Here is a 15,328-nt window from a genome sequence, read left to right on the forward strand (position 1 = left end):
TTTTTTTATGAATACAAAAGCATTATCTCTAGCTCTTTCTACTGTTTTATTTTTTTTATTATTAAGTAGTTGTGGTACAAAAGTAGTGGACTCAAAAAAAACTTTCAACAGTAACTCTCAAACTATTAATAAAGAATACTTCCAAGAGTATAAGGAACATCTAAAGAATCTTGAAAAAGGTGTTTTAACAGAAGAAGCATTGCCTATTTTTAAAAGTTACATAAAAGAATTATTTAATATTGAAATTAATGATACAGAATATTTAACTATTTCTTATTTAAAATCAAGAGGTGATTGTTGGTATGATAATTATGCAAATATTAACTCTAAACAAGCTAAGATTAATGCAGATAAATTAAAGCAACAAATAGTATCAGACCTAGTATTTGCTCATTATGACAATAAAAAATCGACTTATAGTACTAAAGACGAAAAGAAACTACTGTATTCTTTATTTAACAAAAACTACGAAGTCTGTGATTTTACAATTGTAATTGACAAAGCAGGAAGATATTACTTTAAAGCCAGTCATTTTAATCCAGAAATAGCTAATGCTATGGTATTTGCGCTTAAAAAAGAGCACGCTTTATAGAAAATAACCTTTATGAGTTTTAATAAAAAAGGTATATTATCATTACTAGTTGCACTATTTATTAGTTATGGTTTATACCAAATTTATGTGTTTTATTTTGACAATAACAACAACATACAATCCATCTATCTAGTACCTAAAGATGCGGTTTATGTTATTGAAAGCCAAAAACCAATAGACAATTGGGATGCCATTAGTAAAAGTGATATCTGGAAACATTTAAACACCAACACCTATTTTAATAGCCTTGCTCAAAACTTAAATAAGTTAGATACTATTTTTAAGCAAAAGCAAGGCACATTTAATCGCATTGGTAATCGTGAGATTTTAATCTCTGCACATGTTTATGCGCCTAAAAAATATGGGTTTTTCTATGTTGTAGATTTACAGAAAATATCTAAACTTAATTTACTTAAAAACAATTTAAACTCATTAATAAACAGTAATTATAAGGTTAGTAAACGTAAATATCATGACCATCAAATAACAGAGGTTTACGATGTTAAAAACAGAGAAACACTTTATATTAGTTTTATAGAAAACCAAATGATTGCGTCCTATACGCATACTTTAGTAGAAGCTTCTATTGATCAGTATTCTGAACCTAAAATTGGTAGAGATTTAAATTTTATTGAAGTCAAAAAGCAAGTCGGGTATAATGATATGTTTAGACTGTATTTTCAATATGACTATCTAGACCAGTTTGTTAAGGTCTTTTCTAATACTACTGGGTATACAACACAAGTTTTAAATGAAAGTCTTGAGTATAGTGGTTTTAGTTTTGACTTGGACGATAATACCATTATTGCTAACGGAATTACAAATACAAACAATCAAGCGTCGTCCTATTTAAAAGCACTTCAAAAATCAGGAAAAGGAAAACGTACAATAAGTCGTATTGCTCCAAAAGAAACTGCTTTATATCTTAGCTTCGGTTTTAGTAGTTTTAAAGACTTTTACAACAATTTTGAGACTATTCAAAAAGAAAACCCAGAACAATTTAAAAGCTATTTGGACGGTACAGAACAGATTGAAAACTTTTTAAAAATAAACATTAAAAAACACTTCATAAGTTGGGTTGATGATGAGATTGCTTTACTACAACTCCATTCCAACGTTTCAGATTCTAAAAAAGATGTTGCCTTAGTTATAAAAATAAATAACATTGATGACGCCAAAGAAAACCTAGACTTTATTCTAGAACAAATTAGAAAACGATCTCCTGTTAAATTCAAAGCGGTTGACTACAAAGGCTATACTATTAATTTTATGTCCATAAAGGGCTTCTTTAAAATTCTTTTAGGTGATTTGTTTTCAGATATAGAAAAGCCATACTACACCATTATAGATAATTATGTTGTTTTTAGTAATGAGCCTAACACCTTAAAAAGTATCATTAATGGGTATACTAACAAACAAACATTAAGTAATTTTGAGGCTTTTAATAATTTTGACGACCGCTTTGATAAACGCTCTAGCGTCTTCGCTTACATCAATACACCTAGCTTATACAACAACGCTTATCAATTTGTAGATAATGCCACTAAACAACAGTTAAGTGTAAATAAAGACTATGTGATATGTTTTCCATTAATAGGAATACAACTAACACCAGAACAACGTTATTTTGAAAGTAAAATAGTAATAGACTATCAGGCACCTGATCAAGTAAAATCTAATTATACTTTTATAGATGCCACTATACCGAACAAACCAAATAGTAATACATCTTCATTAATTAATAAAGATACTATTGATCAGACTACTGTATTTAATATTCCTGAAATATATCCAACAGATCTAACTGCTGATCAATTTTCTAAAAAATACGCTAACGGAAACACCAAATTTAGTGTTGAATTAAAAGATGGTTTAAAACACGGACGTTATAAATCCTACTATTCCAACGGAGTTCTTAAAATTTCTGGTAAATACAGAAAAGACAAACAAGTTGGTACTTGGCGTGTTTACGATTTAAATGAAGATTTAATTTTTAAGAAACGGTTTTAAAACAAAATAAAAAAGGAACGCTTTTAGCGCTCCTTTTTTATTTTAAATACTAGTAACAATTAAAACTTAAAATTGTATTGTTCCGATTTCCAATAGATCTTTCTCAGCATCTAGTCTAAAAACTCTAACCTCTTTCGTTTCTTCTTTACTTCCGTATTTCTTGAATATTGTAATTTTTAAAGTGGTTGGTCCCGAAATTTTCTGAACGTCGTCAGCAAAATAATCTAATTCAATTTCGTATGTTCCTTTCAGTCCTTTTTTAATCATAAACTCTTCCGGTCCATAACCTTCAGTCATATCTTCTGACAAATGATCTCCAAAATCTGATATGGTCTTTTTATAGCTTATCGATACTTCTTCAGGTGTTTCTACCCATAAATCTAAATCAGTATCGTTATGATTCCAATCTGCAACAACACGCAGGTCTAATTTAATTGGCTGCATTCGTTTTTTCTGTACTTCAGTTAATTGTATCTGACCTTTATATTTTTGTATCAAATGACCAGCCTCGATAAATGCTACGTGTTCTATTCCATAAAAGCGTTCATCTAAATCCTTTTCAACTAATTGTCCATCTATTAATGTATATAATAAGTCAAAAGCCTTTTGGTACTGTCCAACGTTTTCAAAAGCTAAAGCTAAATCTCTTGTAGATTGTGGCTCTTCTGGCCTCAACTTTAAAATTTCTTTATAAACATGCAGTGCCAGATGATCTTGCTTAAAATACTCTAACTTATAAGCCAGAGCACGTATTACTTCATGATTATCCAAATCTATTTCAACTAAATTAGACAACACTTTAATTGCTAATTTTGTTTCTTGTTTAGAATCAAAAAAATCTGCGACATCCATAAAAAAAGATGGTGTATTGCGGTATTTCCCTCTCAGCTTTAAATACGTTTTATAAGCATCTTCAATGCTAGTTTGCGCCGTTAACAATTTGATATAATCATTCTCTGCTGACCAAGGTTTAAAATTAATGTCTTCCCTAATTTTATTATCTAATTCTTCTATTTCCTCTGGTCTATTTTTTAGACCAGCTTTAGTTCTTATTATTATAACTTCATTACTAGCCCTACTTCCAAATAAGGCGGTTGTTGAAGCATCTTTAAGCACCGTAAGACTATCAATAGAATCCGTATCTATTTTTTTAAATTCAGTATCAGAAACTATTACTCCATCAATTACATACAACGGTGTATTGTTACCAATAGTACTTTGTCCTCTTATAATTATTTGAGGACTACCTCCTGGTTGCCCTGAATCGTCTTCTATATTAACTCCAACAACTCTACCGCTTAATGTTTGTACTGCGTCTGTAACAGATTCTGATTTAACAACTTGAACTGAACTTGTCACACTTTTCCTTGTTATAGAAGCGTAAGCAGTAACAACCACTTCATCTAAATTATTATCCGGTTCTAAAGTACTATTAACAGTAGTATTACTACCAACAACAAACACTTTACTTACATACCCCACATAGCTAATAGCAATACTATCTCCAACGTCGGCATTAATGCTAAAATTCCCCTCAAAATCTGTTGTTGCACCTCTAGACGTTCCTTTTACAATTATTGAAGCACTTGGCAATGGTAGTCCGTTTTCGTCAGTTATGACTCCTGATATTATCCTACTACTGGAGTCTAATTCTGTTTCCGGTAACACACTTCTAACAGGCATAACTTCAGGTTCTGTAATACTTGGCAGGTTAACTGTAGTACTTTCTGTTGTCACCGTTGCTGTATTTAAAGATTTTGATTTTTTAATCTTAGTTACGATCGGATACTTAGTGCTATACCAATCCATTAAATCTTGATAATCTTTAATAAGATCTTCTTTTCTGTCTTGTATTTCTTCTTGTCTTTCAGCTTCAGCTTGACTATTATTAGCTATAAGTGCTTTATATTCTGTTTTTAGTTCCAATGGTGGCTCAATCTTATACCTGACATAATCTTCTATTCTATCTAAAATTATTAGCGACGTATATTCAGATATCAAATGATGCTTTTTTGCTAGTTTAATAATGTCATCTTTATTATTTTCTTTATCTATATTCAATGCTTGTAATTTCTTTTTTGCCCATAAGCGCTTTACTAATCCATTAAAACTAGATTTAATTAAGTTTACTTTTAAATGCTCTGTAACTTGACCATTATAACCAAAATTTAATTTTACTTCTGTATTAGAATCAAATTTTCCTGACACTGAAAAATCACTATTCACAGTTGTATTTGGTAGCGGATACACTTCAGAAACTGCTTTGTTTTTATCAGTACCTAAAAACTTAAATGATTCCGTTTTAAGGGCATGTAAAGCAGCATCAGGTTTGTTGAAATTTAGATTAATATATTTTCCGTTATTTTGATTTGCTATGTGCTCTAAAAACTGATGATTGGCAGATTTAACAGTGTTTATGGTATACAAACGACCGTTAAACTTATTTTGCAACTCTCCTAAATTAAACATACCATCACTAAAAAATAAAACCTCCTCTTTTACCGTGTTTTTAATATCCAAATAAGATGTACCTCCATCATACACTACGGACTGAATTTCTTTTTTTAATAAGTCCCAATTTCCGTTAGTAATACTAAAATGTTTTGGTGTTTGAGTTACATTACTAAACACAACTAAATTGACGTTAACCGTCTTTAAATATTTAAAATAGTCTTCTAAAAGCTTAATTTCGGTTTCTAAATCTCTAAACTTCATAGAATAAGATGCATCCCAATACAATGTAATATTTCTAGGTTTTTCTTTAATCCTACTTTTCGGTTTAAATGATTTATAAACATTAAAATATGCGTTATAAGTGGATACACTCTCCATTCTACCTATAGGGAACTCTAACAAAACAGCCGTATTTACAATAATTTTAGTCTGCTTAGATGATGCTTTTAATACGCCATCTACTTCTTTGAATTTAAGTTTATACAGATTATCACCAATAACCCTCGGTTCTTGATTTACATTATAAACAACAACATCTAGATTAAAGTCTAAAGGATCTAAAAAATGTAACGGAATCTGATATAAGTGTTTACCATTACTTACATTCATTTCTTGCTCAAATGTGATACTTAATAATTTATAACCTTTTGCCGGTATTGGATATACTCTTGCTTTATAATTATTTCCTTTGGTAATTTCTAACAATCCAGGATCAATGGTTTGTCTGATAGTAGACTCATAAGCAACACGACCCAACTCTTTAGTAACAATTACAGCATCTCTAAGTTTACCATTTACATCCATTGCAAAATTAGTCACAGATTGACCCTGCCCCAAAGGAAAAGCCAACTGCCCCTCTAAAACACGATCTGTACCATTATAAAAGGTCATGTTATAAGTAGTTGTAGCAATATTACCTACAACTTCTGTTTTAACATCCAATTGCTTTAACGCTAAAAAAGTAGAATCTTGAAGTTTAATTCGTGGCACTTCTTGCGCAAATAGTTGAATTGAGATAAAAAAGAAAAAGAGTTTGATTAGTTTCATGATGGTTGTTTTAAAATTAAAACAAACTTATAACCAAACTAAAGATTACAAAACCAATATTGAGGGAACGCTACTTTTCAATTAGGCAAACCTACGATTTAACAAGTGCCATAGTTTTTAACCTATTTATTTTACCTGAGGTTGTTTCCGCGAAAGCGGGAATAGAATATACAGTTTTAGGCGTTTGTATTGCTGTTAGGTCTAAAAAAACAGCAGGACTTAACGTATTGTCTTCCGCTTCAATTACCATTACAATGACCTCTCCAAACGTCTCGTCTTTTTCTGAAGTTATAAAAAAACGAGGTCCAATTTTAGATTGAAGCTTCGCCTCTATCTGTTCCGGAAATAGTTTTACACCTCCGGAGTTTATAACATTGTCAATACGTCCTAACCACTCAAACGTTGTTTTAGAATGTAGTTTTACAACATCATTAGTTATAATTTGCGTTGTATTTAATTGTGGCGCATCAATAACCAAGCACTCCTTATCGTTTTGACTAATGGTTATATTTGGTAACGTTTTAAAGTAGTTTGTCGTTTTACCATTAATCTGTTTTACCGCAATATGAGTAATGGTTTCCGTCATCCCATAAGTTTCAAAAATATTAGTTTTTAAACCTTTAAACTGTTGTTTTAATTTGGAAGACACTTGAGCACCTCCTACAATTAACGTTTTTATATTGCTTAATTTTTGAATTGTCTTTTCTGCTTGCGCAGGAATCATAGCACAAAAATCATAATGCTTTTTACTATTAAATTCCGGATTAGTTGTTGGTTGTACACAGTCTATTTCTAAACCTAAAATCATAGCACGTACCAACATCATCTTACCCGCTATATACGTTGCCGGAAGACACAGTAACGCAGTATTAATAGGTTGCAACTTAAAAAAATCTCCAGTAGCAATAGCCGAATGCACCATGGCTTGTTTACTTAATGTAATTGTTTTGGGTTGTCCCGTAGACCCTGATGTTTTTACTAAAATAAAGTCATTATCATCTAACCAATCTGATAAAAAATCACCGATTTCTTTTTCAAACAAATCACCTTCTTTAATAAAACTATACGCTACTTCTTTCAAGTCTTGAAAAGAAAAACTATTCCCGTTTAACTTAAATCGGTTATGTACTTTATTAAATGTTGGTGTCATTACTTAATCTAAAAGGTTACTATTTTCCTTTAATGGTGCTTCAATGTTTCCAAATAATTTCTCTTTCCAATTAGTCCATTTATAGACTTTCGCAAAAATAAATAGCAATATAGGAAACACTACAAATACTGGTATAATTACATCTCCAAAACCTGCTCCTGGTTCTGACACGTCTTTTAAAACTGAATGTGTTTGCAATACAGTCCAGTCTGCAGTAACCAATAACGCACCAAATAAATTATTTGCAGCATGAAACCCTAAGGCTAACTCCATCCCGTCGTCCATTAACGTTAGTACTCCTAAAAATACACCTGTACCAATATAATATACCATTACACCATAACCTAGCTTACCAACTTCAGGATTAAACACGTGCATACCTCCAAAAATAACAGAGGTTATAAGTAATGGAACCCATTTTTTTCTTAAAGAAGTCACTAAGTTTTTATTAAATTCAGACTCAAAAGCATTTTTCTTTTTTAAAATATCAAAGACTAAAGCACCAACTCCAATTACAGCGCCAATTGCACCAATACCTTCCCATACATCAAGATCATAAATCATGATTATATTAGAACATATCGGAATAGACAACAGCGTAAAAATAAATCCAAAAGGAAATTGATTACTAGTTGTAACCGTCCCGAAACCTTGCATTAAATACCCTCTAAAAATGTACTCTTCTAAACTTGTTTGAATTGGTATTAACAATACTGCAATAACAGCTAAAATTAAAAAACGTTCTAACTCAAAATTCCAAACATAACTCTCAGGCGTCGTTAAATAGTCAATCAATATCATTCCTGAAGATATTACACCCCAAAACAAAAAAGAAAACATAACACGTTTCCAATCTATTTTATTTCTAGCAGTCGTTACAGATAACAACGTTTGTTTATGCAAATATTTAACAGCAATAATTAACCCTATAAAACCAATAGCAAAGGATAGTAATAATAAAAACAAATTTAGATTAGGCTCTAAAATTGTCATCAATTGTTTTTCGTCCATATTATAAGCGGATCCACCATTTGCCACATATTTAAGCATAGCTGCAACTGTAAACGGAATTTGCCCTAATGATGCAAAAACAGCAATAATTAAAGACCCTACTAGGTAACGCCAAAATTCGTGTTTAAAATTAAAAGCTTGTTTTATAAAATCCATAGTCTATAATTTAAAATCCCAATTAGTATTGTTATTGTAATGTAATCGTCCTTGCTCTACTTCTAAAGGCGATGTAATATTATTAGTAAATAAACCGCCAGTACCAAGACCTTGTGGCAAATTACTTTGTTTTGTATACGTGTATTGCGCTATTGCATTTAGTCCAACATTACTTTCTAGCGCGCTAGTAATCCACCAACCTATCTTTTGTTTTTGGGCTAAAGCAATCCATGTATCACTACCTTTAAAACCTCCAATAAAACTAGGTTTTAAAATAATGTATTGCGGATTAATAGCGTGTAATAAGGCTTCCTTTTTAGCATCATCAAACACACCAATTAATTCTTCATCTAAAGCAATATCTAAAGGGGTTTGCTCGCAGAGTTTTGCCATTTCTGAAAACTGACCTGCTTGTATTGGTTGTTCAATAGAGTGTAAATTAAAGTCTGATAACTGTTTTAGTTTTTCTAAAGCTTCAGATGGTTTAAACGCACCATTGGCATCCACACGTAGTTCTATATCGCTTTCGCTGAAATTATGCCTGATACCCTTTAAAATATCCAACTCCGTTTGAAAATCTATGGCTCCAATTTTTAATTTTATACAACTAAATCCCGACGCTATTTTGTCTTCAATTTGTTGTTTCATAAAATCCTGATCGCCCATCCAAATCAAACCATTAATATCAATCGAAGCACTGCCACTTGTAAATTCTGAAGGAAATAAAACAAAAGGGGCTTGACTCTCTAAACTTTTAAAAGCCATTTCAAGTCCTATTTGAATACTCGGGAATTCTCTATTCTTGGCATACAAATACGCTAACCCTTTTTCTATTTCTTGACATGTGTTGTGCAATTGCGTTTCGTAATCAGGTCTATCATCTGCACTTAAACCTCTTAAAATACCACATTCTCCAATACCACGTTTACCGTCATGTTCTATAATAATAAACCAAGTTTCCTTAGTTTTTAAAACACCTCGAGAGGTACCACTTGGTCTTTTAAATTCTAAAATGTGTTTCTTGTAGCTTGCTTTCATAAGAAAATCAAAAATACTTAAATAATTTTGTAATTTCACCTAAAAATATAGGATTACATGACGTTTAAAAATAAAGTAGTTTGGATTACTGGCGCCTCTAGCGGAATAGGAAAAGGGTTAGTTCTAGCCTTAGCTAAATTAGAGTGTCAATTAATAATTTCTTCAAGAAACAGTAGCACTTTAAATCAACTTAAGCAATTGTGTCCTAATCCAGATAATATTGCAGTCCTACCGTTTGATTTATTGGATTACAACCATATGAAACCAGTTGTAGCCCAAGCTATAAAACAGTATGGAAAAATAGACTTGTTAATTAATAACGGGGGTATTAGCCAACGCGCCTTGATTATTGATACGGATATAAGTGTAGATAAAAAACTAATGGAAGTGGATTATTTAGGGACTGTTGCTTTAAGCAAAGCGTTACTACCTCATTTTATTAAAAATCAAACTGGACATTACGCTGTAGTAACTAGTTTGATGGGTAAATTCAGTTCGCCTTACCGTTCTGGATATTGCGGTGCAAAACATGCTTTACACGGTTTTTTTGATGCGCTACGTATGGAACACCAAAAAGACAATGTAAACGTAACACTAATCTGTCCCGGATTTGTAAATACTAATATTGCAAAAAATGCATTGATTGGCGATGGTAGTTTACAAAACAGCCAAGATGACGCCACAGAAAACGGATTACCTATTCCTGAGTTTTGTGACCGCATGATACAAGCTATTCAAAAAGAAAAATTTGAAGCTTATATTGGAAAAAAGGAAATTTTAGGCGTGTATTTAAAACGCTTTTTTCCAAAGCTATTGCATCGTTTTGTAATGAAGAGCCAAGTTAGATAATAATTACAACTCTAAACTTTCTCCTATTTCTAAAAGCATTAAGTCTTTGTCTTTTTCAAAAAACTTACGCTTAGCTGCTTCATGATCAATTTCTATATAACCAAACGTATCAAAATGATATCCTAAAATTTTATCGCACTCTACAAAATCACTAGCAATAATAGCATCATTAATACCCATTGTAAAATTGTCTCCAATAGGTAAAATAGCTAAATCCAATTTGGTTTGCATTGGGATCAACTTCATATCAAATGTTAGTGCTGTATCTCCTGCTATATAAATATTTTTATGTTCGCCTTCAAGAACAAAACCTCCAGGTTGTCCACCATAACTACCATCAGGAAAAGAAGAGGTGTGTATTGCATTGACATATTTTAAACTTCCAAAGTCAAAATCCCAGGTCCCACCATGATTCATTGGATGACCTTCAAAACCTAAATTCTGAAAGTGTGTTACAATTTCAAAATTAGAAACAATGACTGCATCCGTACGTTTTGCGATTGCTTCCACATCCAAAATATGATCTTGATGTGCATGTGTCAACAATATGTAATCTGCTTTAATAGTATTAATATCAATATGAGCAGCTTTAGGGTTTCCTGAAATAAATGGATCTACTAAAATATGTGTATCCTCTATTTGAAGACCTAAGCAGGCGTGACCGTAAAAAGTAATTTTCATGGTAATGTATTTATTACAGTAAATGTCCGATACCTAATAGTAAACTTAACAATACTGTGGTTAATGCTAACTTTTTTAATTCTGGATCAAAATCTTTAGGGTTAGTAACCGATCTGACCTTTTTCAAATGTAATCCTAAAGGAATATACGCTACAAAGTAAATCAGATTTAAAGGTGATTTATAGTAAATAACACCAAATAAAACTGATAATACAATAGCTGTTATAATTAAAAAATAATGATATTTTTTAGCCTTTTCTGCACCTAATTTTACAGCCAATGTTATTTTGTTTGCTGTTACGTCAGATACAATATCTCTCATGTTATTTAGGTTAAGTACCGCTGTACTTAATAATCCTATTGCAACTGCAGGTAAAACAACAATAAAATCTATCTGTTTAGCAAATAAAACATAACATCCTAAAACACTTACTAAACCAAAAAAAACAAAGACAAAAATATCGCCCTTACCTTTATAGCCATACGCATTGTTTCCTACGGTATATTTTATAGCTGCATAAATAGAGATTCCTGCTAGCACAAAAAATAATAGTGCTAACCACAAATATTCAGCTTTAAAAGACACATAAAGTAAAATTAGAGTAAGCACTACGCAAATAATTACGTTTAATCTAATAGCTTTATACATGTCCTGATGTGTAATAGCGCCAGATTGTAAAGCACGAACAGGTCCAATGCGTTGGTCGTTATCCGTCCCTTTTACACCGTCTCCATAATCGTTAGCTAAATTTGATAGTATTTGATAACTAAGCGTTGTTAATATAGCAAACACTAGTATTACACTATCAAAAACACCATTATATTTTGCTAAACAGGCTGCAACAATAATTCCAGAAATAGATAGTGGCAATGTGCGTAAGCGCATTGCCGACAACCATTTGGTAAGGTTCTTCATATATTATGGAATCCATTGTTTTGGAAAATTAGGCTTACGCTTTTCTAAAAACGCATCCCTCCCCTCTTTAGCTTCGTCTGTCATATAAGCTAATCGTGTCGCTTCTCCAGCAAATACTTGCTGCCCAACCATACCATCGTCTGTTAAATTCATGGCAAATTTTAACATCTTAATAGACGTTGGCGATTTCTCTAAAATTTCTTGTGCCCATTGGTATGCAGTAGCTTCTAACTCGTCATGAGGTATCACAGCATTTACCATTCCCATGTCATAAGCTTCTTGCGCAGAGTAATTTCTTCCTAAGAAAAATATTTCTCTAGCTCTTTTTTGACCTACCATTTTTGCTAAATAAGCAGATCCATAACCACCATCAAAACTGGTAACATCGGCATCCGTTTGTTTAAAAATAGCATGTTCTTTACTTGCTAAAGTTAAATCGCAAACAACATGTAAACTATGTCCTCCACCAACTGCCCAACCAGGAACCACTGCTATAACTGCTTTAGGCATAAATCTAATTAAACGTTGTACCTCAAGTATATTTAATCTATGGTAACCATCTTCCCCTACGTAACCTTGATGGCCTCTTGCCTTTTGATCTCCACCAGAGCAAAAACTATACACGCCATCCTTAGTAGATGGTCCTTCTGCGGATAATAACACAACACCTATTGAGGTATCTTCTCCTGCGTCATAAAAAGCATCATACAATTCCTTTGTAGTTTTTGGTCTAAAGGCGTTTCTAACATTTGGTCTATTAAAAGCAATACGTGCAACACCATTACATTTACTGTAGGTAATGTCTTCGTAATCTTTGGCTTTCTTCCAATTTATATTATCCATAAAATTTCTTTAATTTTTCAAGTCATAAAAATACGGAATAAATCTTTTTTAAGAAGCGATATTCAAGGTTAACTACCGAATACTTTTTGGCTAAAAAAACAAGATGAGAGAGCGTCAATACTTGTAAATACTTGATTTACAGGTGTTAAATGTAGGAAAAATCAACTCAGTTTTTGGTTTTAAACGTTGAAATCAGTCTTTAATCTATTTGTTATCACAACTTTAGCAATTAGCATAATACAATTAAAAACAACTTTTATATTTGTAGCATATTAAAATCCCTCTATTAATGAATGTAACCAAGTCTAACCTATATAATTCAATTTCAAAAGAACACAATCTCTCCCTAGGTGATTTATTTCTTTTTGAAAATGTAGCTGTAATTCAAGTTCATGAAGGCATGCACGTAGATATAGACTCTTTACAAGATTGCTTAGAAATCTTATATGATTTTTATGAAAAAAGAAAAAAACCGTTTAGTTTAATTTCTAATAGAATAAATAAGTACTCTATTGAAGTTTTAGACTATCCAAAATATAGTAGTTTATTTGATAATATATGTATGTATGGTATTATCGGATATTCAAGCTTTAGTGAAATGAATATTTCAATTGAAAAACGATTTAGTAAAATGAAAACATTAACATTTAATACCCTTAATGAAGCTTTTACTTATTCCAATACAGTTGCACAAAATAAAGTAAGTATTAATTGATAGCGTAAATTAGTCCCCCCAAGTTACTATTATATAGAAACTTATAAGTTACTTTTTAAGAGCCCTAAACTCTTTTTAAGTAACTTTTTTTTTGGAGTTAAACCTAAAAAACATAATTTATATCGAAAACTATTTAGTTAACAACCACATAACTACATTAAAAAAATTTCATGCGCTAAATTTGCTATAAGCTATTAAACTTATGAAAATTGTAGATTCCACACTTGCTGACCAAATTAAAGATGTATACATCTCTGATTATGGTAACTTCTATTTTTTAGACGATGTTATAATTTCAGAACTTGACGAAGGTATTACCTACACTTGGGAAGAAGCTAAAAAAGTTATTGAGGCAGCAAAAGCATTTTACGGTCCAACAATAAACGTAAGTTACGTGTCCAACCGTATAAATAAATACTCTGTAAAACCATCTGATTGGTTAAAATTTTATCGTGGTAACAATAGACTAAATGCCTATGCTGTAGTTACCAAAAGTGAAAACAGTTGGTTTAATGCTTTAATGGAAAAATTATTTTCTAATGTAGAGATTGAACGCTTTGATAATTTATACGAGGCTATTGACTGGGCAAAACGCCTTAGTAGTGCTAATCTTGCTTCTTAAGATAAATTCCATCAGGTTTTAACTCCACTAATTTTTGTCTGTATAACGTCCCTATTGCCTTTTTAAATGTTTTTTTACTCATTTGTAAAAGGTCTTTAATTTTTTCAGGACTAGATTTATCTGTTACAGCTAAAAACCCATTGTTATCCGTAAGTTCTTGCATAATCTTATCAGCATTAGGCTCTATATTTCTATAGCCTATTTCTCCTAATCCAATATCTAACTTATTTCCTGGTCTTACTTTTTTAACAATACCTTTTAGTTTGTCTCCAACACTTAAGTCTTGAAAAATACTATCCTTGTATATTAATCCTGTATGTATATTATTAACAATAACATTCATCCCTAAATCACTTGGATGAGATACAATAATATCCACTTGATCAAACTGCGCTACTGTTAATTCTTTATTATCTAAAAACTGATTAGTCTTACTAGATGCAACTAAACGCTCTGTAACATCGTCTAAATAACAACGTACTAAGTACCAACCACCCTTTTTCATAGGAAATGCTTGCTCTTTAAATGGGCAAAACAATTCTTTTACCAATCCAAAATCTAAAAAGGCACCAAAATTAGATACTTCATTACATCGTAATACAGCAAACTCCCCGTTAATTATAAACGGTTCTGTAGTTGTTGCGATAATACGTTCGTCATTATCTAAATAAACAAAAACTTCTATTTTATCCCCAATTTCAAAATGTTCTGGAACATATCTGTTAGGTAATAAAACTTCATTATTATCTGCATCACCTAAAAATAATCCAGGTTCTGTATCTCTTAAAATTTCAAGCGTATTGAATTCTCCTATTTGTATCATTTTGCAAATGTAAGCATATAAAAAAAGCGTTACAGAACTGTAACGCTTTTTTTATATATTTTTTTCTATTTTTTTTCTATTTGTTGTAAATCGCTTCTTTTTTGAAGTGTTTTGCCAATAAATAATAAACAACTGCTCTGTATTTATTTTTATTTGATCTTCCATAAGTTTCAATTACAGAATCTATAGCTTTATCTAAATCTGCACTATCTGCTAAACCTAACTTTTTAATTAAAAAATTATTTTTTACAGTAGCTAATTCTGATTCGTCAGAACCTGACACTGTCGCTGCATCTTTATTATATATAGATGGTCCACAACCAATAGTAACTTTAGTTAAAAAATCCATATCTGGATTAACTCCACATTTATCCTTTAAATCTGCAGCGTACTTTACGATTAAGTCATCACGTTTACTCAT

At 31.4% G+C, this 15,328-nt stretch carries 14 protein-coding genes; 5 read left to right on the plus strand and 9 right to left on the minus strand.

The features are described 5' to 3' along the window. Positions 1-7 precede the first annotated feature (7 nt). Positions 8-592 (plus strand): hypothetical protein, encoded by a 585-nt coding sequence (locus tag BMZ09_RS05940; protein WP_090838479.1) that lies wholly within the window; start codon positions 8-10, stop codon positions 590-592. 12 nt (positions 593-604) lie between these two features. Then, positions 605-2,602, plus strand: coding sequence for a DUF3352 domain-containing protein (locus BMZ09_RS05945; protein ID WP_090838481.1), 1,998 nt, complete (start codon positions 605-607; stop codon positions 2,600-2,602). A gap of 66 nt (positions 2,603-2,668) precedes the next feature. Here BMZ09_RS05945 and BMZ09_RS05950 read toward each other — a convergent pair whose 3' ends face one another. The 4 genes from BMZ09_RS05950 to BMZ09_RS05965 form a co-directional block, all read right to left on the minus strand. Then, positions 2,669-6,103 carry a VIT domain-containing protein gene (locus BMZ09_RS05950; RefSeq protein ID WP_090838483.1) on the minus strand — a complete coding sequence of 1,145 codons (3,435 nt, stop codon included), beginning with the start codon at positions 6,101-6,103 and terminating at the stop codon, positions 2,669-2,671. 91 nt (positions 6,104-6,194) lie between these two features. Continuing rightward, positions 6,195-7,253, minus strand: a complete 1,059-nt coding sequence (locus BMZ09_RS05955) for an AMP-binding protein (RefSeq protein WP_090838486.1) — start codon at positions 7,251-7,253, stop codon at positions 6,195-6,197. Between the two features lie 3 nt (positions 7,254-7,256). After that, positions 7,257-8,420: a CPBP family intramembrane glutamic endopeptidase gene (locus tag BMZ09_RS05960; RefSeq protein WP_090838488.1), complete on the minus strand. Its 1,164-nt coding sequence runs from the start codon at positions 8,418-8,420 to the stop codon at positions 7,257-7,259. 3 nt (positions 8,421-8,423) lie between these two features. Then, the gene (locus BMZ09_RS05965) at positions 8,424-9,458 is read right to left on the minus strand and encodes an o-succinylbenzoate synthase (RefSeq protein WP_090838490.1); all 1,035 of its coding nucleotides are present in this window, start codon (positions 9,456-9,458) and stop codon (positions 8,424-8,426) included. A 57-nt stretch (positions 9,459-9,515) separates the two neighbouring features. Between BMZ09_RS05965 and BMZ09_RS05970 the strand changes: the two genes are divergently transcribed. Then, positions 9,516-10,307 carry an SDR family oxidoreductase gene (locus tag BMZ09_RS05970; protein ID WP_090838492.1) on the plus strand — a complete coding sequence of 264 codons (792 nt, stop codon included), beginning with the start codon at positions 9,516-9,518 and terminating at the stop codon, positions 10,305-10,307. A 3-nt stretch (positions 10,308-10,310) separates the two neighbouring features. Here the strand turns inward: BMZ09_RS05970 and BMZ09_RS05975 are convergent, their stop codons facing one another. From BMZ09_RS05975 to BMZ09_RS05985, 3 genes are read right to left on the minus strand one after another with little or no spacing between them, the layout of a single operon-like run. Then, positions 10,311-10,988: a metal-dependent hydrolase gene (locus tag BMZ09_RS05975; protein WP_090838495.1), complete on the minus strand. Its 678-nt coding sequence runs from the start codon at positions 10,986-10,988 to the stop codon at positions 10,311-10,313. A 13-nt stretch (positions 10,989-11,001) separates the two neighbouring features. After that, positions 11,002-11,904, minus strand: coding sequence for a 1,4-dihydroxy-2-naphthoate octaprenyltransferase (menA, locus tag BMZ09_RS05980; protein WP_090838497.1), 903 nt, complete (start codon positions 11,902-11,904; stop codon positions 11,002-11,004). A 3-nt stretch (positions 11,905-11,907) separates the two neighbouring features. Beyond that, positions 11,908-12,747, minus strand: coding sequence for a 1,4-dihydroxy-2-naphthoyl-CoA synthase (locus BMZ09_RS05985; RefSeq protein ID WP_090838498.1), 840 nt, complete (start codon positions 12,745-12,747; stop codon positions 11,908-11,910). Between the two features lie 289 nt (positions 12,748-13,036). Between BMZ09_RS05985 and BMZ09_RS05990 the strand changes: the two genes are divergently transcribed. Both BMZ09_RS05990 and BMZ09_RS05995 read left to right on the plus strand, forming a co-directional pair. After that, a complete protein-coding gene (locus BMZ09_RS05990) occupies positions 13,037-13,462 on the plus strand; it encodes a hypothetical protein (RefSeq protein WP_090838500.1) in 426 nt (141 codons plus the stop codon). A gap of 202 nt (positions 13,463-13,664) precedes the next feature. Then, positions 13,665-14,084, plus strand: a complete 420-nt coding sequence (locus tag BMZ09_RS05995) for an STAS/SEC14 domain-containing protein (protein WP_090838502.1) — start codon at positions 13,665-13,667, stop codon at positions 14,082-14,084. Here the strand turns inward: BMZ09_RS05995 and BMZ09_RS06000 are convergent. Both BMZ09_RS06000 and BMZ09_RS06005 read right to left on the minus strand, forming a co-directional pair. Then, positions 14,068-14,907, minus strand: a complete 840-nt coding sequence (locus tag BMZ09_RS06000; protein WP_090838504.1) for a CvfB family protein — start codon at positions 14,905-14,907, stop codon at positions 14,068-14,070. The genes BMZ09_RS05995 and BMZ09_RS06000 overlap by 17 nt on opposite strands. Positions 14,908-14,983: 76 nt before the next feature. Then, a complete protein-coding gene (locus BMZ09_RS06005; protein ID WP_090838507.1) occupies positions 14,984-15,328 on the minus strand; it encodes a DUF2853 family protein in 345 nt (114 codons plus the stop codon).

Source organism: Olleya namhaensis (assembly GCF_900114005.1).
GTDB lineage: Bacteria > Bacteroidota > Bacteroidia > Flavobacteriales > Flavobacteriaceae > Olleya > Olleya namhaensis.

What these genes read in the sequence shown, in the direction of transcription:
- BMZ09_RS05955 (WP_090838486.1), bottom strand. Translation starts at nt 7,253, where the DNA reads ATGACACCAACATTTAATAAAGTACATAACCGATTTAAGTTAAACGGG.
- BMZ09_RS05995 (WP_090838502.1), top strand. Translation starts at nt 13,665, where the DNA reads ATGAAAATTGTAGATTCCACACTTGCTGACCAAATTAAAGATGTATAC.
- BMZ09_RS05950 (WP_090838483.1), bottom strand. Translation starts at nt 6,103, where the DNA reads ATGAAACTAATCAAACTCTTTTTCTTTTTTATCTCAATTCAACTATTT.
- BMZ09_RS05985 (WP_090838498.1), bottom strand. Translation starts at nt 12,747, where the DNA reads ATGGATAATATAAATTGGAAGAAAGCCAAAGATTACGAAGACATTACC.
- menA (WP_090838497.1), bottom strand. Translation starts at nt 11,904, where the DNA reads ATGAAGAACCTTACCAAATGGTTGTCGGCAATGCGCTTACGCACATTG.
- BMZ09_RS06005 (WP_090838507.1), bottom strand. Translation starts at nt 15,328, where the DNA reads ATGAGTAAACGTGATGACTTAATCGTAAAGTACGCTGCAGATTTAAAG.
- BMZ09_RS05970 (WP_090838492.1), top strand. Translation starts at nt 9,516, where the DNA reads ATGACGTTTAAAAATAAAGTAGTTTGGATTACTGGCGCCTCTAGCGGA.
- BMZ09_RS05990 (WP_090838500.1), top strand. Translation starts at nt 13,037, where the DNA reads ATGAATGTAACCAAGTCTAACCTATATAATTCAATTTCAAAAGAACAC.
- BMZ09_RS05960 (WP_090838488.1), bottom strand. Translation starts at nt 8,420, where the DNA reads ATGGATTTTATAAAACAAGCTTTTAATTTTAAACACGAATTTTGGCGT.
- BMZ09_RS05975 (WP_090838495.1), bottom strand. Translation starts at nt 10,988, where the DNA reads ATGAAAATTACTTTTTACGGTCACGCCTGCTTAGGTCTTCAAATAGAG.
- BMZ09_RS05945 (WP_090838481.1), top strand. Translation starts at nt 605, where the DNA reads ATGAGTTTTAATAAAAAAGGTATATTATCATTACTAGTTGCACTATTT.
- BMZ09_RS06000 (WP_090838504.1), bottom strand. Translation starts at nt 14,907, where the DNA reads ATGATACAAATAGGAGAATTCAATACGCTTGAAATTTTAAGAGATACA.
- BMZ09_RS05965 (WP_090838490.1), bottom strand. Translation starts at nt 9,458, where the DNA reads ATGAAAGCAAGCTACAAGAAACACATTTTAGAATTTAAAAGACCAAGT.
- BMZ09_RS05940 (WP_090838479.1), top strand. Translation starts at nt 8, where the DNA reads ATGAATACAAAAGCATTATCTCTAGCTCTTTCTACTGTTTTATTTTTT.